Origin of the sequence: Rheinheimera sp. D18, from assembly GCF_004345025.1 — a bacterium.
Taxonomy (GTDB): Bacteria; Pseudomonadota; Gammaproteobacteria; order Enterobacterales; family Alteromonadaceae; genus Alishewanella; species Alishewanella metallidurans.
The window spans coordinates 1,398,989-1,417,646 of sequence record NZ_CP037745.1; the positions used below are offsets into that span (position 1 = coordinate 1,398,989).

An 18,658-nucleotide genomic window follows, 5' to 3' on the forward strand; every position below is an offset into this window, starting at 1 on the left:
TTACATACGGCGCAAACGGTCAAATTCGGTTTGTAATTGACGTTTTTTCGCTTCTAAGCGGCGGTTTTCCAGCTTTTCTTCTGTTTTTAAATGATTAAGTGCTTCGTTAATATCATCAATTGCGCGTGGGTAATTGGCATATTGATAATTTAAATCAGCTCTCGCTTCATAAAACTTGGCCATATCACCTGCCGCTTTATAAGCGTCGGCCAACAAGCCATACGCCAGTACGTTATCACTTTTATAAAACAACAAGCTTTTTAGTAAATGAATGGCTAGGCGATGAGCGCCCGAAACCAGTGCGACGTTGGCATAGTTTAATGTGACGACCTGATTGTTAGGTCGCAGCAAGTATTGCTGTTCTAGTAACTCTAAACAGCGTTGATACTCTTTTTGTCCAAGTAGAATATCGGTATAAACATCCATGTAATATAAATTATGTTCATCAGTTTCTAGCAGCTTTTCTATTAATTTGCGCGCCGGATCTAGGCTACCGTTATCCAACAATGCTATAGCTAAGCCGTACTGATTCGCTTTAGTATTACCGCTAGGTTCAGTAAGTTTTTTTCTGAAAACGATTTCAGCATCTGCTTTATCGTAATGGTAGCGCGCCAGAACCCGAGCTTTGCTTAGGGTAAAGTCTTGGCTATCTGGAATAAAACGTTGTGGAAACTGTTCTGCACGAAGGCGAGTATCACTAACTCGGCTTTGCGATAATGGGTGGGTTTGGAGAAAAGATAATTGCTGGTTTAAAAACCGGCTTTGTTCTGTCAACTTGCGAAAAAAGTTAGGCACGGCATAAGGGTCAAAACCGGCTTCGACCATAATGGTCATGCCAATACGGTCGGCTTCTTGCTCATTACCGCGGGTAAAGTTAATGGCACTTTGTGCTGAAGCGCCCTGGGTTGCCATTAACGCCGCCATGCCTGCTTCTGGGTTTACCGTAGCTAAAATAATGGCGCCTAACATGCCAGCTAAGGTTATTGGTGCTTGTTGGTTTCGGGCCTCAAAAAAGCGGGCAATATGACGTTGTGTAACGTGGGCTATTTCGTGCGCCATTACTGAGGCAAATTCACTTTCACTGTCGGCAATCGCCAGTGTGCCGGTGTGAGAGGTGATATTTCCGCCAAGCGTAGCGAAAGCATTAATATTTTTGTCATTAACCCAATGAAATTTAAATGGAAATTTAACGTCGTTGGCCCGCGATACTAAGCGATTACCTATAGCGTTAATATATTCATCTAATAGCGGATCGTAAACCATAGGCAGGCTGCCGCGAGTTTCGCGCGCCATCACATCGCCGAGTTGTTTTTCTTTTTCCGTACTAATGGTGCTAAATGCGTTACCACCTAAATCCGGCAAGTCTGCCTTTGTCTGCCCCGAAAGTGGCAGCGTTAATGCTACTATTAAGCATAATAAAGTGGGCTTAGTTACTACAGTGAAAGTCATGTGAAAAACACCTGCCCTGTTGTCGAGTCAATGTCATAATGCTGAGTTTGTCTGGATTTTTATTAATTAGTTCCAGTTATCCAAGCCGTTAATTTAACATATATTTACCGGTAACAGTCGGTTTAGTATCAAATACGCTATTTTGTTCGGTATACTCAAAAACGCTAAGGTATTTTCGCCGTATTGTCTGGTGCTGGAGTCTTAATATGCTGGGTTGGTTAAAAAAATGGTATGCCAATAAGTTTTCAGATCCGCAAGTCGTCACCTTATTTTTGTTATTACTAATTGGTTTTATGGCTATTTATTGGCTAAGCGGCATTTTGGCGCCAGTGCTTGTGGCTATTGCCTTTGCGTATTTGCTTGAGTGGCCAGTTGTGAGGTTATCTAGGCTAGGTTTGTCACGGTCAATTGCAACCATTAGTGTTGTCGCGGGTTTTGTTGGTTTAGCCATATTAACCCTAATGTGGATTATTCCTATTGTTTGGTATCAAGGACGTAACCTATTACGTGATTTACCGCAGATGACAGAGCAAGGCCGAAGCTATTTACTTGAATTACCAGAGACATTTCCAGGCATGGTAAGTGTTGAGCAAATTAACATCTTAATCCACTCGGTTGATGAGCGATTAATGGTATTTGGTCGCGATATGTTGCAGTTGTCGTTGGCGTCTATAGTCGATTTGGTGGCATTACTTATTTACTTGGTATTAGTACCGATGATGGTGTTTTTTATGCTTAAAGATAAGGCAGAGCTGAGTTCTAGTTTCGCCCAGCTATTGCCAACCGAGCGCCGCCTAATTAGCCAAGTGTGGCAAGAGATGAATGGCCAAATAATGAATTATATTCGTGGCAAAATATTAGAGCTTTTGATTGTTGGCTCGGTTAGCTATGCGGTATTTGCTATTTTTGGTTTAAATTATCCGCTGTTATTAGGGGTGTTAATTGGCTTATCAGTACTTATTCCTTACATTGGTGCTGCAGTAGTAACTTTACCTGTGGCGTTAGTGGCGTTTTTTCAGTGGGGGCCAACGGCTGAATTTGGTTATCTAATGCTAGCTTATGGCATTATTCAAGCATTAGACGGTAACTTGTTAGTCCCTTTACTGTTCTCTGAAGCCGTAGATTTAAATCCTGTATTTATTATTATTGCCGTACTATTTTTTGGTGGCCTGTTTGGCTTTTGGGGTATATTTTTTGCCATTCCACTGGCGTCATTAGTTAAAGCAACAATAAATGCGTGGTCGACACGAGTTCATCCGCAAATTGAGCTAAACGAGTAAAAATAAAGGTGGTTTACTTGCTTTGTTCGTACACCGCCTTTATCAGTTTCAAATTTTTAATCTAGTTTTAATTTGGCTTATGTATTAAGCCAAATAATCGAGTACCACTGCGTGATGATCTTTAGTTTTAAACTGATCAAATACTTTTTCTACTTTGCCATCCTGAGCAATAAGAAAACTAATACGGTGTAGGCCGTCGTATACCTTGCCCATAAATTTCTTTTCACCCCAAACACCAAAAGCATCGGCTACTTTATGGTCTTCGTCAGATAACAATGTAAAGTTTAGCTGGTCGCGCTGTGCAAACTTGGCTAAGCGCGCTGGCGCATCAATGCTTATGCCGAGCACACTAACGCCTTTAGCTGCTAGCTGCGCCATGCTGTCACGTAAGCCACAGGCCTGAACGGTACAACCTGGTGTCATGGCTTTGGGATAAAAATACACCAGTACTCGGTTTTTTTGTAATAGCGTACTAAGCTGCACCTGATTATTGTGTTGGTCAACTAAGGTAAAATCAGGGGCGATAGCGCCAGCGGTCAGATATTGCATAATCCAATCCTTATTAGGTGAGGGCGCTAAAGCTGCCCGTTAAGTTCATGTCGTTTATCAGCGCCATAACGTCGGTTTCAATTTGCTGTGCGGATTCACCTTCAGGCAGTTCTAATGTCATAACGGTATGCATTAGGTTTTGGCCATGTTTATCCGTTTTGCTTTCAGACTGCAGTGAGCCGATATAGATATCACGGCTAGCCAACAAACCCGTTATAGCACCTAGTGTACCGACGCGGTCTAAGCCTTTGTACTCTAATACATAGTGCGCGGCGACAGGTTTAGGCTGATGAGCACTGGTACGCTTAGTCATTGTCGTTAGATCAAGTTCTAAACCTAACCCCGGTAATAAATGCTCTATTCTACTAATGGCAACTGAGTCGCCGGATAACAGCATAATAAAAGTAAATTCGCCGCCGAAAATAGCCATGCGACTGTCAATAATGTTGCAATTGCAATCGGTAACTAAACGCGCCAATCTACTAACAATGCCGGTGCGGTCATTGCCAATGGCGGTTACTACAAGTTGTTGTGGCATAATATAAAACCCTGGTGGCAAACTAAAAACGTTAAGAAAAATATCGGCGACAAGTGTAACATACCGCAAGATTATATCATCGGTTTGTCTAGTGAGCACATAACCGCATCAGGATTCTTGTGTTTAGGCCAGTGTCTCTTTAACATAGCCCTCCTTACTGGTTTAACAGGATTGTAATTAACATGTTCAGAGGAAGTTGGGTTGCGCTTATCACGCCGATGTTGGCTAACACAGATATTGATTATCTTGGCTTAAAACAGCTGGTTGATTTTCATCTAAAAAATGGCACCCAAGGTTTAGTGATAATGGGTACTACGGGTGAAGCCGCAACGATTAGTTTTGCTGAACAATTAAAGGTTATTGCGGCAGTATGCGAGCAAGTGAACGGGCAAATTGGCGTGATTGCGGGTAACGGCACTAATGCTACCGCAGAAACCATTGAGCGTACCAAAGCGCTGTCTTTACTGCCTATTGATGGCTTCTTAACGGTTACGCCGTTTTATAATAAACCCATGCAAAAGGGCATGATTGCGCATTTTAATGCCGTTGCGGCAGTAACGGATAAGCCGGTATTGTTGTACAATGTGCCCAGTCGTACCGGTATAGATTTATTACCCGAAACGGTAGCCGAGCTAGCTAAGACCAGTAATATTGTTGGTATTAAAGAAGCCACTAGGTCGATGCAGCGTTTAGCGCAGTTGCAACAGTTATGTCCGGCAGATTTTATGTTATTAAGTGGCGACGATGCCTCAGCGGCGGAGTTTATGTTACGTGGTGGTCATGGCGTTATTTCGGTTACTACTAATATTGCACCGAAAAAAATGGCGCAATTATGTGCCGCCGCATTAACGCAACAACGTGAGCAAGCTGAATCAATTGATAACACCTTGGTCGCGTTACACAAAGATCTCTTTATTGAAGCAAATCCCATCCCTGCGAAATGGGCACTGCAAAAAATGGGTCTGATTAATTCAGATATGCTGCGATTACCGCTTACACAGCTTGAACCAATTCATGGCGCGGCAATCGAACAGGCGTTAAGGTTAGCAGATATTCAGTTCTGAAATAGTCAGGCTACAAAGTACCAAATTTAGGAGTAGTACCGTGCAAAATTGGGTTAAAGGTAGTGTTGTCGCGAGTGTGTTACTGACGGGGTGTTCTGTGTTTCAGTCAGAACAAGAAGTTGCGAGCCGTTCAGCATATAACCATGCAGAGTTAAAACTGCCGGCTGGTTTGGCGCAGCCAGCAAAGCCTGGAAAATATGATATTCCAGAGATCAGCAGCACGGTAATTAGTGAAGCAGATACACATTCACCGGCTTTGGTGTTGGCTACTGCTGGCAGCAGCAGGATAGAAGAAGGTGATAAGCTATCCCGTGTATGGTTTGACCGTAATGATTCAACCGGCGAGCTAGTACCGTTTTTACAACGAATATTGCAAGCGCAATTTGCCGAACAAGCGATTGAGCTTACTGCCGATGAAACGGGACTAACTTATACCACGGGCTGGATAGCTAAATCAGAGAAGGAAGGCTTTTGGTTCTGGCAATCATCGCAGCAGCAAGAACAGGCACGTTTTAAAATTAGCATAGAGCCACGCCCTCATGGCCGTGCCGCCAGTATGATGGTAACGATGTTAGAACATCAGCACTTTAACGCTGAGGCTAAGCTTGAAGGCCGTGAAGCACAGCGCCAAGAGGTTGCGTTACTCAATCAAATTATTGATCGTATTGGTAAAGAAGAAATTATCGTCGCGCGCGCAAATAAAGCTAAAGCGCCAGATGTTTCATTGGAACCGGGGATTGATGCCGAAGGCCATCCGGCATTAATTACTCAGCAGTCAATTGACGTTACTTGGTCTCAGCTTGAAGCCTTGTTAGCGGAGTTAAATTTTGCTGTTACTGATATGAACCGCACCGAGTTTACCTATTATATTAATTACACCAAACCTGAACCGGGCTTTTGGTCAAAGTTATGGGGTAGTTCTGATAAAGTCGTATTGCCGCTGACTAATGGGGAATATCAGCTGGTGTTAGGCCGGGTTAATAAGCAGACGGCTATTGTGCTGCGCGATAAAGATGGCACCTATTTAAATACAGAAACAACATTAGCACTGCACGAACCCTTTGTGCAGGCGATTCGTCAGGCCCGAATTGAATTATAAAGTGTAATGAGCAGTATTAGCTTATTAAATAAAGAATAATTATTTTGTGCTTGTTGCTTATGTCTTTATTGCTTTAGCTTGGTGTTATAACTAATGCTGCAACAGAGCCACTATAAAGTGGCTCTGTTGTTTATAACGTAATAAAATAAGCCGATTAAAAATTACATTGCGCGTGGCTATAACGGAGGTAACGCATGCTAGAAATACAGGATTATTTAAAAATACTGATAGGTATCTTCGCTATTCTTAATCCGCTAGGCGCATTACCGCTATATTTATCGTTAACACAGCGCCATACGGCTCTTGAGCGTAAACAAACCGCAGCTAGCGCCGCAAAAGCTGCGACCATTATTCTATTAATCACTTTATTTTTTGGTGAATTCATTCTTAGTTTTTTTGGTATATCGGTAAACTCTTTTCGTGTCGGCGGTGGCATACTTATTCTGCTAATGGCGATCTCTATGTTATATGCTGAAACGAGTAGTGCAAAAAATACGGATGCCGAGCGCGAAGAGGCGGAGCAGCGAAAGTCGATAGCGATAGTGCCCTTAGCTATGCCGATGTTGGCTGGGCCTGGCGCCATAAGCTCAATTATTTTGTATGCTAATCGTAGTGACGGTTGGCAACACTACGCCATTATGTCGGCAGAGTTGGTGTTAATTGGTGCCACGCTTTGGGCGTTAATGCGTGTAGCTGATAAAATTTCAGCCCGCTTAGGTCAAACTGGTATGAATATTATTACCCGAGTAATGGGGCTTATTTTAGCCGCAATTGCCGTTGAGTTTATCAGTGCTGGCTTAAAAGGCATTTTTCCAGTTTTGGCATGAGGTAACAAATGATAAATAGGATATGGCGTGTTTTGGCGGCAATGAGTGTGGTAATGAGTGTTGCAGCTAATGCTGGGCAAGTGGCTGATTTATATCAAGCTAATGTTGCCGCTGACAGTGCGCAGTGGCAGCGCGATGCGCTATTACAAGTGTTAGTGCGTGTAACTGGCAAGGCAGATATTGCCACCGAGCCAGCACTAGCTAGCGAGCTAAAGCAGGCATCAGGTTACATCAAGCAATACGAAGCGATACGCCATGCACAGGGTAATCAGATGAAAGTACTGCTGGATGCCACTAAGGTTAATCGTTTGCTACAGCAAAATAACATCGGCATTTGGGGCGCATTACGGCCCGATATTTTAGTGTGGTTTGTGCAGCAAGATAATGGAAATCGCAGCTTTGTTCGGCGCAGTGATGACGGTTTAAATGCGGCAATGCGTCAGGCATTTCAGCAAGCAGGGTTGCCGTTAATAAGCCCATTGTACGATATGGACGACTTACTTAATTTGTCTGAAACAGATGTTTGGGCTGGGTTTTGGCAGTCAATTAGTAAAGCGAGTGCGCGCTATAATGCTGATGTAATATTAAGCGTAACCACTGACAAAGTAGTACAAGATAATGAAAGCTTATACCGGCTTAGCTGGCAGCGACAAGATGATGGCCGAACCTATCGTGATGAAGTAACCGCGATTGATGAAACCAGCTTGATGCAACGTTTTGCTGCGGTGTTAGCCGGGCAATTAGCTGAGCGTTATGCCAGTGTAATGACAGGTCAAAATAGTGCAGAGTATGTACTGCAAGTGCAGCAGTTAAACAGTTTGGCTGACGTGGTACAGGTACAAAAGTTATTGCAACAAGTGGTAGGTATATCCGAGGTGACTGTGAGTCGTTTTGATTTAGGCACGGTACATTATCGCTTACAAAGTGATGTAAGTGCCGAAAGCTTGATCAATGCGCTGCGTTTTAACCCTAAACTGCGGATAGTTCTCGCCAGTAATAACATGGCCGAGAGCGTTGCTGCGGTTAATGCTGTAAGTGTGCCAGTACTAGCAACGTTTGAGTATCTTCGACCTTAATGCAGCCACTACAGTACACCTTAGCGGTAACCTTACCGGAAGACGAAACGCTCGACAGCTTTTATGCGGCCGGGCAAACTGCGGCTGTGGTGTTTTTAAAAAATTATCTGCAACAAACTACCCAGCAAAGCCCAGTATATTTATTTGGCGCCAGTGGCAGTGGTAAATCGCATTTGCTGTATGCCGCCTGTGTGCAAGCACAAGAGCAGGGACATACCAGCCAGTTAGTTGCATTAGATGAATGCAGACAGTTTAGCCCGCGTTTATTAGATGACTTGGAGCAACTTGATTTAGTCTGTTTAGATAATATTCAAGCTATAGCGGGCGATCTAAGCTGGCAAACCGCAGTGTTTGACCTATATAACCGAATGTTAGAGCAGGGCAAAGCACTGATAATTGTTGGTAACGAAGCGCCAGCACAACTTGGCTTGCAGCTAGCCGATTTGGTGTCGCGCTTACAAGCATGCACTGCATTTCAACTGCGTTTACTTACTGATGATGACAAACATAAATTACTACAGCAAAAAGCGAAACTTCGCGGTATTGAATTGCCCGATGAAGTAGCGCGCTATTTATTAAACCATCAAGATCGCGATATTCGAGCGTTAGTGTCTACATTAGATAAACTAGATAAAGCTACGCTAGTGCATCAACGTAAACTTACCATCCCTTTTGTCAAAGATATTTTAAATTAATCGCACTCCTTTTTAGAAAAAATGCCGTAACAACCTGCGTTTAGCATTAATTCTGGTGTATCATTGGCGGCTTTGTTATGTATTAATACCTAGCTGCTTTGAGGACACGCATGAACCTAACAGCAATATTGGAAAACGCCTTGCAGGCCGTTGCCGCCGCCGCAGATATTCCAGCACTGGAAACTATCCGGGTCGAGTTTCTTGGGAAAAAAGGCAGTATTACTGAATTATTAAAATCTTTGGGCGCGATGGACCCCGAGCAACGCAAGCAAGCTGGCGCCGAAATTAATGAATTAAAGCAGCAAGTACAAGATGCGTTAAATGCCAGACGCGATCTGCTGCAACATGCTCAGTTAGCTGAAAAGCTAGCGCAAGAACAAATTGATGTTACCTTGCCTGGGCGTACGCTAGACATTGGCGGTTTTCATCCAGTAACACGCACAATCGAGCGCATTTCATCATTCTTTGCCGAGTTAGGTTTTGAGGTTAAACATGGTCCTGAAATTGAAGATGATTTTCATAATTTTGATGCGCTAAATATACCCGAGCACCATCCGGCGCGTGCTGATCATGATACTTTCTACTTTAACCCCAAGTTAATGCTGCGCACACAAACCTCTGGCGTACAAATACGTACGATGGAGCAGCAACAGCCGCCACTGCGGATTATTTCACCGGGCCGAGTATATCGTAACGATTACGACCAAACTCACACGCCGATGTTTCATCAGGTTGAAGGCTTAATGGTTGATACCAATGTTAGCTTTACTGAGCTTAAAGGTATTTTGCACGATTTTTTACAGAACTTTTTTGAAGAAGATCTACAAATTCGTTTTCGCCCGTCGTTTTTCCCGTTTACAGAACCCTCAGCTGAAGTAGATGTAATGGGCAAAAATGGGAAATGGTTAGAAGTGCTAGGTTGCGGCATGGTACATCCAAACGTGTTGCGTTCAGTCGGTATTGACCCAGAAGTTTACAGCGGCTTTGCCTTTGGTATGGGTGTTGAGCGTCTTACTATGTTGCGTTACGGCGTAACCGATTTACGCGCCTTCTTCGAAAACGATTTACGTTTTTTAAAACAGTTCAGATAAGCGGAGTTAATTTAGATGAAATTCAGTGAAGCCTGGTTACGCGAGTGGGTAAACCCAGCCATTGACACCAATAACTTATCTGAACAGCTGTCGATGGCGGGTCTAGAAGTAGATGGCATCGAAAAAGTTGCCGGTGAGTTTACAGGTGTTGTGGTAGGTGAAGTTGTCGAATGCGGCCAACATCCCGATGCCGATAAATTACAAGTTACGAAAATTAATGTGGGTGGCGCAGAGCTATTGGATATCGTCTGCGGTGCTAAAAACTGTCGTAAAGGCTTAAAAGTTGCTGTTGCCACGGTAGGCGCGGTACTGCCAGGTGACTTTGTAATTAAAGCAGCCAAATTACGCGGTCAACCGTCTAACGGTATGTTGTGTTCATTATCTGAACTGGGTATGGCAGATGATTCTGACGGTATTTTAGAACTGCCACAAGATGCGCCAATTGGCCAAGATGTTCGCCAGTACTTACAGTTAGATGACCGTATTATTGAAGTGGATTTAACACCTAACCGTGCTGATTGCTTAGGCATTAAAGGTTTAGCACGTGAAGTGGGTGTGCTTAATAAGCTGGCAGTAAACGAAGCGCCTATTAGCGTAATTACACCAAGCATTAGCGATAAAAAAGCGATTACTTTAGCTGCGCCAGATGCCTGCCCACGTTATTTAGGTCGGATAGTGCGCAATGTTAACGTAACTGCGCCAAGCCCATTATGGTTGACCGAAAAGTTACGCCGCTGTGGTGTGCGTAGCATTGATGCTATTGTTGATATTACTAACTTTGTGCTGTTGGAGTTAGGTCATCCAATGCACGCATTCGACTTAGCCAGTATCGATGGTGACATTAGCGTGCGTTTGGCCAATGATGGTGAAAAATTAGTGCTACTTGATGAAAGCGAAGTAACGTTAAAAAGTAACACCTTAGTTATTGCTGATGATAAAAAAGCCCTCGCTATGGCCGGTATTTTCGGTGGTTTGCATAGCGGAGTTACCAGTGCGACTAAAGATGTATTTTTAGAAAGTGCCTTTTTTGCGCCGTTAGCTATAGCAGGTAAAGCGCGCCAATACGGTTTGCACACCGATGCATCGCACCGTTATGAACGCGGCGTTGATCCAACTTTGCAGCATGCAGCAATGGAGCGTGCGACTGCATTACTACTTGAAATTTGTGGTGGTGAGGCCGGCCCAGTAGTTGAGGCAGTATCGGCAGCACATTTGCCGAAGGTTGCAACGATTAACCTAACTGAAGCTAAGTTAACCCGTATTTTAGGTATAAGTATTGCCAAAGCTGACGTTAGCGCTATTTTTACCCGCTTGGGGTTAATGCTTGAAGAAACTCAAGACGGCTGGCAGGTAACGATACCGGGTTATCGCTTTGACCTGCGTATTGCTGAAGATTTAATTGAAGAAGTGGCACGGGTTTACGGCTATAACAATATTCCTAACCTTGCGCCAAAAGCCAGTTTAAAAATGCGTACTTTCTGTGAAGCGCAGCTTAATGTGCAGAATTTACGTACGGTGTTAGTTGACCGTGGTTATCAAGAAGCAATAACCTACAGCTTTGTTGACCCTAAAGTGCAGCAACTATTATTTCCGCAACACGAAGCTTTGGTGTTACCTAACCCTATTTCAGCTGACATGTCAGCAATGCGCTTAAATTTATGGCCAGGTTTATTGCAAACTGTGCAATATAATCAAAATCGTCAGCAAAGCCGTATCCGTTTGTTTGAATATGGCCTAAAGTTTATTCCTGATGCTACGGCTGAAGGCGGCGTGCGGCAAATACCGGTAATTGGCGGTGTTATTGTCGGTTCAATGCATAATGAGCATTGGAACATGGAAAACCGTGCGGCGGACTTCTACGATATAAAAGGTGATGTTGAAGCGCTGTTGGCCCAAACATCCGCAAGTGCAGAATTTCGTTTCGCAACTGGGGAACATTGTGCATTACATCCGGGTCAGACTGCAGCAATATATCGTAATGATCAGCAGGTTGGCTATGTGGGAGCGTTGCACCCAGAAGCCGAGCGTAAGCTGGGCATTAAAGGTAAAGCTTACCTATTTGAATTAGATGTAACGGCTTTGGGGTTACGTAATATTGTACAAGCTACGGAGCCGTCAAAGTATCCAGCTAATAGGCGCGATCTAGCGGTAGTGGTAAAATCAGAGGTGCGTTTTTCTGATATTGCTGCTACTATAAAAAAAGTTGGCGGAAATCAATTAGTTGACCTAAAATTGTTTGACGTATATACAGGAGCAGGTGTGGCAGAGGGTTTTAAATCACTTGCCATTGCTCTGACCCTGCAGGATATAGCGCGTACACTGGAAGATAAAGATATCCAACACTTGATAAATCAAGTAGTTAACGCGCTTAGTGAACAGTTCAACGCATCGTTGAGGGATTAAGAATGGCGCTTACCAAAGCCGATTTAGCAGAACGTTTGTTTACAAAGTTTGGTGTCAGCAAACGCGACGCCAAATTGATAGTCGAAGCTTTTTTTGAAGAAATCCGTATGGCGTTAGAGTCGGGTGATCAAGTAAAGCTATCCGGCTTTGGCAACTTTGACCTTCGGGTTAAAAATGAGCGGCCAGGTCGTAACCCAAAAACGGGTGAAGATATTCCTATTTCTGCGCGCTGCGTAGTAACATTTCGCCCGGGGCAAAAGCTAAAAGCTCGAGTTGAAGTGGGTACTAGTAAGAAGTAGTTAGTGGCTATATCCGAAAAAACGGCAGGTTGCGTAAGCAAGCTGCCGTTTTTTTATGCGCAAAGTTATATGCGTTTAAATTTAAACTTAAACGGCCTAGCGTACGTAGTAGTTAGCAAATAAAAAAGTTGGTGGTGTTATGTCAATTAAAATAGGTATTAGTGCCTGTGTGCTCGGTGAAAAAGTGCGCTACGACGGTGGCCATAAGGCCTCTGGTTTCTGTGTTAGTCAGCTTGCACCCTTGGTTAGTTATGTGCCTATTTGTCCCGAAATGGCTATTGGTATGAGTGCGCCGCGCCCAGCAATACGCTTACAGCTAGACAATGAGTTACGTGTCCAATTGGTGCAAAGTAACGATAATAGCATTAACCACACCAGCGCCATGCTCGCCTTTACTGAAAAAAAACTGCCACAGTTAAATCAATTAAGCGGCTATATCGTTTGCGCTAAATCACCCAGTTGTGGCATGGAGCGAGTACGGTTATTTGATGCGAGCGGCCATCAATTAGGCAAACAAGGCGTAGGTTTATTTACGCAACAACTAATGCAAAGGTACCCTTGGTTACCGATAGAAGAAGACGGGCGCTTATTTGATCCTGCACTAAAAGAGAATTTTATTTGTCGAGTGTTTAGCTGTAACGACTATCAACAAACTATGGCCGATGGGTTTACTGTAGGTAAGTTGGTAGCATTTCATAGTCGATATAAATTTTTAGTAATGGCACATAGCCCTGTAGCTTATCGTGAGTTGGGCCGATTAGTAGCGCAAGCTAAGTTATTTTCGCCCGCCGAGTTGCAGCAACGCTATTTGCTAGAATTAATGCAAGCGCTAAAAAATATTGCTAACCGCAAGCAGCATACAAATGTGTTACAACATTTGCAGGGCTTTTTAAAAACAGGTTTAACCGCACAGGCGAAACAGGAATTATCTGAGCTAATTCATCGTTATCGCCAAGGTTTTGTGCCGTTACTCGCGCCCATTACCTTGATCCAGCACCATTTAGCGCAGCGACCCAATGCCTATGTTTCAGCGCAACGTTATTTTACACCTTATCCAGAAAATTTAGGTTTAAGGGGCTAGTCATGAATAGCCTAAACCTCGTGTGGTTACGTAATGACTTACGCAGTTATGATAACGTCTGTTTACACAGTGCAATAGAGCATGCAAAGCGCACTGCAAGCCAAGTATTAGTCTTGTTTATTGCTACTCCAGATACCTGGCAGCTGCATGACATGGCAGCAATAAAACAAGATTTGCTTCGACGTCGAGTTTTGCAATTACAGCAAGAACTTGCCGAGCTTGCTATACCTTTACTCGCGATTGAAGGTAGCAGCTATGCGGATACCCCGCAGATATTTGCTGCGCTAAGTAAGCGCTTTGTACTTAACGTTTTTCTACAAACGGAATACGAACTACGCGAGCAACAGCGCGATGCTGCTGTAGAACAGCTGGTATTAAGCTCGGGCGGGCAGTTTATCCGGTTTGATAGCCAATGCATTATGCCGCCAGGCGCTATACGCACGCAGCAAGGGGCGATATATAGAGTATTTACGCCATTTAAGCGTACCTGGCTAAGCGCCTTACACAGTCAAGGTGTGACGTGTTATCCCAGACCTAAAACTATTGAGCAAGCAGCATTAATGCTCCCTGAGTTTACGCCAATGCAGACCGGTGATAATAGCTCGGTCGATTGGCCAGTTGCAGAGCAAGACGTGCTTAATTTACTGCGCGCGTTTTGTCGAGAAAAGGTAGCCAATTACACCAATGCACGGGATTATCCCGCCATTGCTGGCACATCAAAGCTGTCGGCGTATTTAGCTATCGGTGTGGTGTCAGCCGCACAGTGCGTTGCTAGATTACAAATGGAAATGAAAGACAGTTGGCAGCAGGATAAAAGCGGCGCCGAGGTCTGGCTATCAGAGCTTATTTGGCGTGAATTTTATAAACATATATTAGTCGCTTACCCAAATCTAATTAAGCATCAGCCGTTTCAGATAGAAACAAACGGCATACGCTGGAGTAATAATCAGGCATTATTTCAAGCGTGGTGTGAAGGTAAAACCGGCTACCCGATAGTTGATGCGGCGATGCGCCAACTCAACCAAACCGGTTGGATGCATAATCGATTACGCATGATTACCGCTAGCTTTTTGGTAAAAGACTTACATATCGATTGGCGTTGGGGCGAGCGCTACTTTATGTCAAAACTGATTGATGGTGAATTTGCAGCTAATAATGGTGGCTGGCAGTGGGCAGCCTCTACCGGTACCGATGCCGTACCTTACTTTAGAATATTTAACCCAACCAGCCAAAGTGAGAAGTTTGATCCAAGCGGCGAGTTTATACGTTTATACGTACCTGAACTGCGTCATCTGAAAGAAAAATCGATACATTGGCCGCATAATAATGGACTGGTTTTGGCGTATCCCGCACCAATTGTCGATCATGCCGTAGCACGTAAATATACACTCGAACTTTTTGCAGAGGTAAAAAATCGGTATGAACACAGCGCCAACACCACGCATTGAGCAATTTTTAACGTTTTATAACAATTTATCGAGCGCTAATTTAGAGCAATTAGCGCAATTGTATCATGCGGATATTACCTTTATTGATCCCGTGCATCAGCTTAATAGTCGACAAGCATTAAGCCAGTATTTTGCTCATGCTTACGAACGGTTGCAGCAGTGTCGGTTTACGGCTGCTGAGAAGTTAGAGCAAGCAGAGCAAGGTTTTATTAGCTGGAAAATGCAGTTTGCTCACCCAGCAATAGCTAAGGGTAAATTACTTGAGGTTGACGGTTGTAGCGTACTTAGGTGGCAAGACAATATGATAATTTATCAGCGCGATTATTACGATTTAGATGCAATGGTATTCCAACATCTACCAATTTTAGGTTGGCTTACCGCTAAGGTAAAGCACCGCATGGCCAACAGCAACGCTTAGCATAGGCTATAGCAAAAGGAGTAGTATGCGTATAGCAGTTATTGGTGGTGGTATTGCAGGTATGATGACCTGGTACCTGCTGCAAAGAAAACACGACGTTACCCTAATCGAGGCTAATAGTTACTTGGGCGGCCACACCGCAACGGTTGACGTTGAAGTGCAGGGTAAACTTTATGCGATAGATACTGGTTTTATTGTGTTTAATAATTGGACCTATCCTATTTTTAACCGCTTTATTGCTGAACTAGGCGTGGCGTTTCAGCATACACAAATGAGTTTTTCGGTAAAGAATAGCGCACAAAATCTTGAATATAACGGCAACACACTTGCCAGTTTATTTGCGCAGCGGCGTAATCTATTTCGGCCATCATTCTGGCTGATGTTACGTGATATCGTTAAGTTTAATAAGCTGGGTAAACGCTTGTTAACTGAAAATTCAGCTGATTTAGAGCTGTCTTTGGGCGACTTTCTTATAAAATATAATTTTGGCGTAGCAATTCGCGATAACTATCTTATGCCTATGGGTGCAGCTATTTGGTCGGCGGGTTTGTCAGATATGCCAGCATTTCCGGTAAGGTTTTTTCTACGATTTTTTAATAACCATGGCTTGCTTAATATTACTGATAGGCCGCAGTGGTCGGTAATAAAAGGCGGTTCAAAGCGCTATGTTGAAGCATTACAAGCCAAGCTTGGTAGCGAAAACGTAAAGTTAGGTCAAACCGTTACTTCAATTAAGCGCGATGCTAACGGCGTAACCATTAACTATGTTGATGGCCGCACTGAGCAGTACGATAAGCTAGTATTGGCTTGTCATAGTGACCAAGCATTGAAGTTATTAGCCAATGATGCAAGCCAAGACGAGCGCAATGTGCTTGGCGGTATCGCCTATCAGGGCAACGAAGTAATACTGCACACCGATACGCGTTTACTACCCAAGAGGCCGCGGGCGTGGGCAGCATGGAACTATAATTTAGACACCAGTATCAACCAACGTGCGACCTTAACCTATAATATGAACTTATTACAGGGCATAACAGCACCAGTGACATTTTGTGTTACGTTAAACAATTCAGCAGCAATTGACAGCTCAAAGGTGCTAGGCCGCTATCACTATGCGCATCCGGTATATAACCATCGTACTTTAGCTGCACAACAACAGCGGCATGTTATAAATGGTGTTAACCATACCTATTTTTGTGGCGCATACTGGTATAACGGCTTTCATGAAGATGGTGCCAGAAGCGCTGTCGATGTTGCCGGCTTATTGGGGGTTGAGTATTAATGCAAGCTGGACATGCCGTATATCAAGGTGAAGTAGGGCATTTAAGGGTATCGCCGCGTAAACACGGCTTTAGTTATCCGTTGGCGCACTATTGGCTAGATTGCCATGAACTTACCAAGGTGTCACTTGAGGCGAAAGGTATTAAATACCAGCGTTTTGGCGCATTAAGTTATCGACGTAAAGATTATCTTGCCGGTGCTGATTCGGTATTTCAGGCAGTGAGCGATAAGGTGAAATTGCTAGGCGGTGAGCTAACACCGACTAGCGTATTTATACTGACGCCTTTGGCAAATTGGGGAGTGTATTTTAGTCCGCTAACCTTGTATTACTGCTTTGATGCACAGAGTAACTTTTGTTATTTATTAGCCGAGGTAACAAACACACCATGGAATGAGCGGCATTATTATCTGCAAACCATAAGTGGCAACCAACAGCGTTATCGACATGATAAAGCGTTTCATGTGTCACCTTTTAACCCAATAAATATGCAGTACCACTGGCAAATTACCTCGCCAGATGACAATTTACTCTGCAGTATTCGTAATACACAGGATGATAAGCCCATTTTCAGCGCGTGGATTAAACTGCAACGGCAAGAGCTGACGGCAAGTTGGAAACGTAATTGGCTGATCCGTAATCCGTGGCAAAACGTACAGGTAGTACTGCGCATTTATTGGCATGCGCTGAAGTTATATTTCAAAGGTATACCGGTGCACGCCCACCCTAAAACGAAGGAAAAAAAGCATGACAATGAGTCTAACTGAAACGTCTGTTTTCGCTAATTTGACGTGGTTTGACCGCTTATGCCGTAAGTTTGCACTGGATTTTATCAGTCAGCTAAAACATGGCGATATTACGGTAGTGGAAGGCAATCAGCGTTATTGTTTTGGTGATAGCGCTGCTGAATTAAAAACGGTAATAACGGTGCTTGAGCCAGCGTTTTATAGAAAAATGGTGCTGTCGGGTTCAGTTGGTGGTGGTGAGGCCTATATTAATGGTTTTTGGCGCTGCGATAATTTAACGGCGTTAGTGCGTATTTTTGCACTTAATTTAGACACACTAGATAAGCTTGATTCAGCGATAACACGGCTTGGTCGGCCAATATTAAAGTTAATAGACCGAGGTAATCGAAATTCTAAACAGCAAGCGAAAAAAAATATTGCCGCGCATTATGATCTAGGCAATGACATGTATCGCTTGTTTTTAGATGACAGCATGATGTATTCCAGCGCAGTTTATAAAGATGACAGCGTTAGCTTAGCCCAAGCACAGCAAGATAAATTAAAACTTATTTGTGAAAAGCTACAGTTAAAATCAACTGATCATCTAATAGAAATAGGCACCGGTTGGGGCGCAATGGCGATCTATGCTGCCCAGCATTATGGCTGCAGGGTTACCACTACGACGATTTCGCAACAGCAGTACGATTACGCCAAAACGCGTATAGAGCAGCTAGGCTTGCAAGATAATATTACTTTGTTGTTAGAAGATTATCGTGATCTTAGTGGCGAATACGACAAGTTGGTGTCTATCGAAATGGTAGAAGCTGTGGGCGAGGCATACCTTGATACTTACTTTGAAAAATGTGCCAGTTTATTAAAACCTGACGGTTTAATGGTGTTACAAGCGATAACAATAGTAGATCAGCGTTATCAGCAGTATGTAAAAGAAGTCGATTTTATTAAACGCTATGTCTTTCCGGGAGGCTGTTTACCTTCAGTTAGCCGAATGACCGACGCGATAAGCCGTAACACAAACTTAGTGGTTCGCCATTTACAAGATATCGGTTTTGATTACGCACGCACACTTAAACATTGGAGCGATAACTTTATGCACTCGCGTGATAAAGTGCATCAACTGGGTTACGACGATAATTTCGTGCGCTTGTGGCAGTTTTATCTAAGCTATTGTGAGGGGGGGTTTTTAGAGCGTTCAACTAGTGCGGTGCATTTAGTGCTATCTAAGCCAGGCAACCGCAGTTATATATAGTAGTTTGGTTATTAGCTTACTGAATTATGTTCTAGGTAATTCAGTAAGCCTATTCTAATGTGGGCAAATC

At 43.6% G+C, this 18,658-nt stretch carries 18 protein-coding genes; 15 read left to right on the forward strand and 3 right to left on the reverse strand.

Annotation, left to right across the window (positions count from 1 at the left end; translation table 11 throughout):
• A complete protein-coding gene (locus E0Z06_RS06640; RefSeq protein ID WP_132583063.1) occupies positions 1 to 1,449 on the reverse strand; it encodes a M48 family metalloprotease in 1,449 nt (482 codons plus the stop codon).
• A gap of 206 nt (positions 1,450 to 1,655) precedes the next feature.
• Here E0Z06_RS06640 and E0Z06_RS06645 point away from each other — a divergent pair, with 206 nt between their 5' ends.
• Entirely contained in the window at positions 1,656 to 2,729 is a 1,074-nt protein-coding gene (locus E0Z06_RS06645) for an AI-2E family transporter (RefSeq protein ID WP_132583066.1), read from the forward strand.
• 84 nt (positions 2,730 to 2,813) lie between these two features.
• Here E0Z06_RS06645 and bcp read toward each other — a convergent pair whose 3' ends face one another.
• Both bcp and E0Z06_RS06655 read right to left on the reverse strand, forming a co-directional pair.
• On the reverse strand, positions 2,814 to 3,278 hold the full coding sequence (gene bcp, locus E0Z06_RS06650) for a thioredoxin-dependent thiol peroxidase (protein WP_132583068.1): 465 nt from the start codon (positions 3,276 to 3,278) through the stop codon (positions 2,814 to 2,816).
• 13 nt (positions 3,279 to 3,291) lie between these two features.
• Complete coding sequence (locus E0Z06_RS06655) at positions 3,292 to 3,816, reverse strand: ACT domain-containing protein (RefSeq protein ID WP_132583070.1); 525 nt, start codon at positions 3,814 to 3,816, stop codon at positions 3,292 to 3,294.
• A gap of 182 nt (positions 3,817 to 3,998) precedes the next feature.
• Between E0Z06_RS06655 and dapA the strand changes: the two genes are divergently transcribed.
• The 14 genes from dapA (at position 3,999) to E0Z06_RS06725 (ending at position 18,588) form a co-directional block, all read left to right on the forward strand.
• Complete coding sequence (gene dapA / locus E0Z06_RS06660; RefSeq protein WP_132583072.1) at positions 3,999 to 4,880, forward strand: 4-hydroxy-tetrahydrodipicolinate synthase; 882 nt, start codon at positions 3,999 to 4,001, stop codon at positions 4,878 to 4,880.
• Positions 4,881 to 4,920: 40 nt separating this feature from the next.
• On the forward strand, positions 4,921 to 5,979 hold the full coding sequence (gene bamC, locus E0Z06_RS06665) for an outer membrane protein assembly factor BamC (RefSeq protein WP_165907377.1): 1,059 nt from the start codon (positions 4,921 to 4,923) through the stop codon (positions 5,977 to 5,979).
• Positions 5,980 to 6,173: 194 nt separating this feature from the next.
• Complete coding sequence (locus tag E0Z06_RS06670) at positions 6,174 to 6,806, forward strand: YchE family NAAT transporter (protein WP_132583076.1); 633 nt, start codon at positions 6,174 to 6,176, stop codon at positions 6,804 to 6,806.
• Positions 6,807 to 6,814: 8 nt separating this feature from the next.
• Entirely contained in the window at positions 6,815 to 7,882 is a 1,068-nt protein-coding gene (locus E0Z06_RS06675; RefSeq protein WP_132583078.1) for a DUF2066 domain-containing protein, read from the forward strand.
• Positions 7,882 to 8,577, forward strand: a complete 696-nt coding sequence (hda, locus tag E0Z06_RS06680; RefSeq protein ID WP_132583080.1) for a DnaA inactivator Hda — start codon at positions 7,882 to 7,884, stop codon at positions 8,575 to 8,577. The genes E0Z06_RS06675 and hda overlap by 1 nt, the downstream gene beginning before the upstream one ends.
• A gap of 110 nt (positions 8,578 to 8,687) precedes the next feature.
• Entirely contained in the window at positions 8,688 to 9,668 is a 981-nt protein-coding gene (gene pheS, locus E0Z06_RS06685) for a phenylalanine--tRNA ligase subunit alpha (protein WP_132583082.1), read from the forward strand.
• 15 nt (positions 9,669 to 9,683) lie between these two features.
• Complete coding sequence (pheT, locus tag E0Z06_RS06690; protein WP_132583084.1) at positions 9,684 to 12,071, forward strand: phenylalanine--tRNA ligase subunit beta; 2,388 nt, start codon at positions 9,684 to 9,686, stop codon at positions 12,069 to 12,071.
• A 2-nt stretch (positions 12,072 to 12,073) separates the two neighbouring features.
• Positions 12,074 to 12,370 (forward strand): integration host factor subunit alpha, encoded by a 297-nt coding sequence (locus E0Z06_RS06695; RefSeq protein WP_132583086.1) that lies wholly within the window; start codon positions 12,074 to 12,076, stop codon positions 12,368 to 12,370.
• A 139-nt stretch (positions 12,371 to 12,509) separates the two neighbouring features.
• Entirely contained in the window at positions 12,510 to 13,451 is a 942-nt protein-coding gene (locus tag E0Z06_RS06700; RefSeq protein ID WP_132583088.1) for a DUF523 and DUF1722 domain-containing protein, read from the forward strand.
• Positions 13,452 to 13,453: 2 nt separating this feature from the next.
• Positions 13,454 to 14,899 (forward strand): deoxyribodipyrimidine photo-lyase, encoded by a 1,446-nt coding sequence (phrB, locus tag E0Z06_RS06705; RefSeq protein WP_132583090.1) that lies wholly within the window; start codon positions 13,454 to 13,456, stop codon positions 14,897 to 14,899.
• Positions 14,871 to 15,317: a nuclear transport factor 2 family protein gene (locus tag E0Z06_RS06710; RefSeq protein WP_132583092.1), complete on the forward strand. Its 447-nt coding sequence runs from the start codon at positions 14,871 to 14,873 to the stop codon at positions 15,315 to 15,317. Before phrB ends, E0Z06_RS06710 begins: the two co-directional genes overlap by 29 nt.
• A 25-nt stretch (positions 15,318 to 15,342) precedes the next feature.
• Positions 15,343 to 16,599 (forward strand): FAD-dependent oxidoreductase, encoded by a 1,257-nt coding sequence (locus tag E0Z06_RS06715; protein WP_132583094.1) that lies wholly within the window; start codon positions 15,343 to 15,345, stop codon positions 16,597 to 16,599.
• Positions 16,599 to 17,363: a DUF1365 domain-containing protein gene (locus E0Z06_RS06720; RefSeq protein WP_132583096.1), complete on the forward strand. Its 765-nt coding sequence runs from the start codon at positions 16,599 to 16,601 to the stop codon at positions 17,361 to 17,363. The genes E0Z06_RS06715 and E0Z06_RS06720 overlap by 1 nt, the downstream gene beginning before the upstream one ends.
• On the forward strand, positions 17,344 to 18,588 hold the full coding sequence (locus E0Z06_RS06725) for a cyclopropane-fatty-acyl-phospholipid synthase family protein (RefSeq protein ID WP_132583098.1): 1,245 nt from the start codon (positions 17,344 to 17,346) through the stop codon (positions 18,586 to 18,588). The genes E0Z06_RS06720 and E0Z06_RS06725 overlap by 20 nt, the downstream gene beginning before the upstream one ends.
• The last annotated feature ends 70 nt before the right edge of the window (positions 18,589 to 18,658 follow it).

Excerpts from the sequence above, each read along its gene's own strand:
- E0Z06_RS06640 (WP_132583063.1), bottom strand. The coding sequence starts at position 1,449 with ATGACTTTCACTGTAGTAACTAAGCCCACTTTATTATGCTTAATAGTA.
- E0Z06_RS06645 (WP_132583066.1), top strand. The coding sequence starts at position 1,656 with ATGCTGGGTTGGTTAAAAAAATGGTATGCCAATAAGTTTTCAGATCCG.
- bcp (WP_132583068.1), bottom strand. The coding sequence starts at position 3,278 with ATGCAATATCTGACCGCTGGCGCTATCGCCCCTGATTTTACCTTAGTT.
- E0Z06_RS06655 (WP_132583070.1), bottom strand. The coding sequence starts at position 3,816 with ATGCCACAACAACTTGTAGTAACCGCCATTGGCAATGACCGCACCGGC.
- dapA (WP_132583072.1), top strand. The coding sequence starts at position 3,999 with ATGTTCAGAGGAAGTTGGGTTGCGCTTATCACGCCGATGTTGGCTAAC.
- E0Z06_RS06670 (WP_132583076.1), top strand. The coding sequence starts at position 6,174 with ATGCTAGAAATACAGGATTATTTAAAAATACTGATAGGTATCTTCGCT.
- E0Z06_RS06675 (WP_132583078.1), top strand. The coding sequence starts at position 6,815 with ATGATAAATAGGATATGGCGTGTTTTGGCGGCAATGAGTGTGGTAATG.
- hda (WP_132583080.1), top strand. The coding sequence starts at position 7,882 with ATGCAGCCACTACAGTACACCTTAGCGGTAACCTTACCGGAAGACGAA.
- pheS (WP_132583082.1), top strand. The coding sequence starts at position 8,688 with ATGAACCTAACAGCAATATTGGAAAACGCCTTGCAGGCCGTTGCCGCC.
- pheT (WP_132583084.1), top strand. The coding sequence starts at position 9,684 with ATGAAATTCAGTGAAGCCTGGTTACGCGAGTGGGTAAACCCAGCCATT.
- E0Z06_RS06695 (WP_132583086.1), top strand. The coding sequence starts at position 12,074 with ATGGCGCTTACCAAAGCCGATTTAGCAGAACGTTTGTTTACAAAGTTT.
- E0Z06_RS06700 (WP_132583088.1), top strand. The coding sequence starts at position 12,510 with ATGTCAATTAAAATAGGTATTAGTGCCTGTGTGCTCGGTGAAAAAGTG.
- phrB (WP_132583090.1), top strand. The coding sequence starts at position 13,454 with ATGAATAGCCTAAACCTCGTGTGGTTACGTAATGACTTACGCAGTTAT.
- E0Z06_RS06710 (WP_132583092.1), top strand. The coding sequence starts at position 14,871 with ATGAACACAGCGCCAACACCACGCATTGAGCAATTTTTAACGTTTTAT.
- E0Z06_RS06715 (WP_132583094.1), top strand. The coding sequence starts at position 15,343 with ATGCGTATAGCAGTTATTGGTGGTGGTATTGCAGGTATGATGACCTGG.
- E0Z06_RS06720 (WP_132583096.1), top strand. The coding sequence starts at position 16,599 with ATGCAAGCTGGACATGCCGTATATCAAGGTGAAGTAGGGCATTTAAGG.
- E0Z06_RS06725 (WP_132583098.1), top strand. The coding sequence starts at position 17,344 with ATGACAATGAGTCTAACTGAAACGTCTGTTTTCGCTAATTTGACGTGG.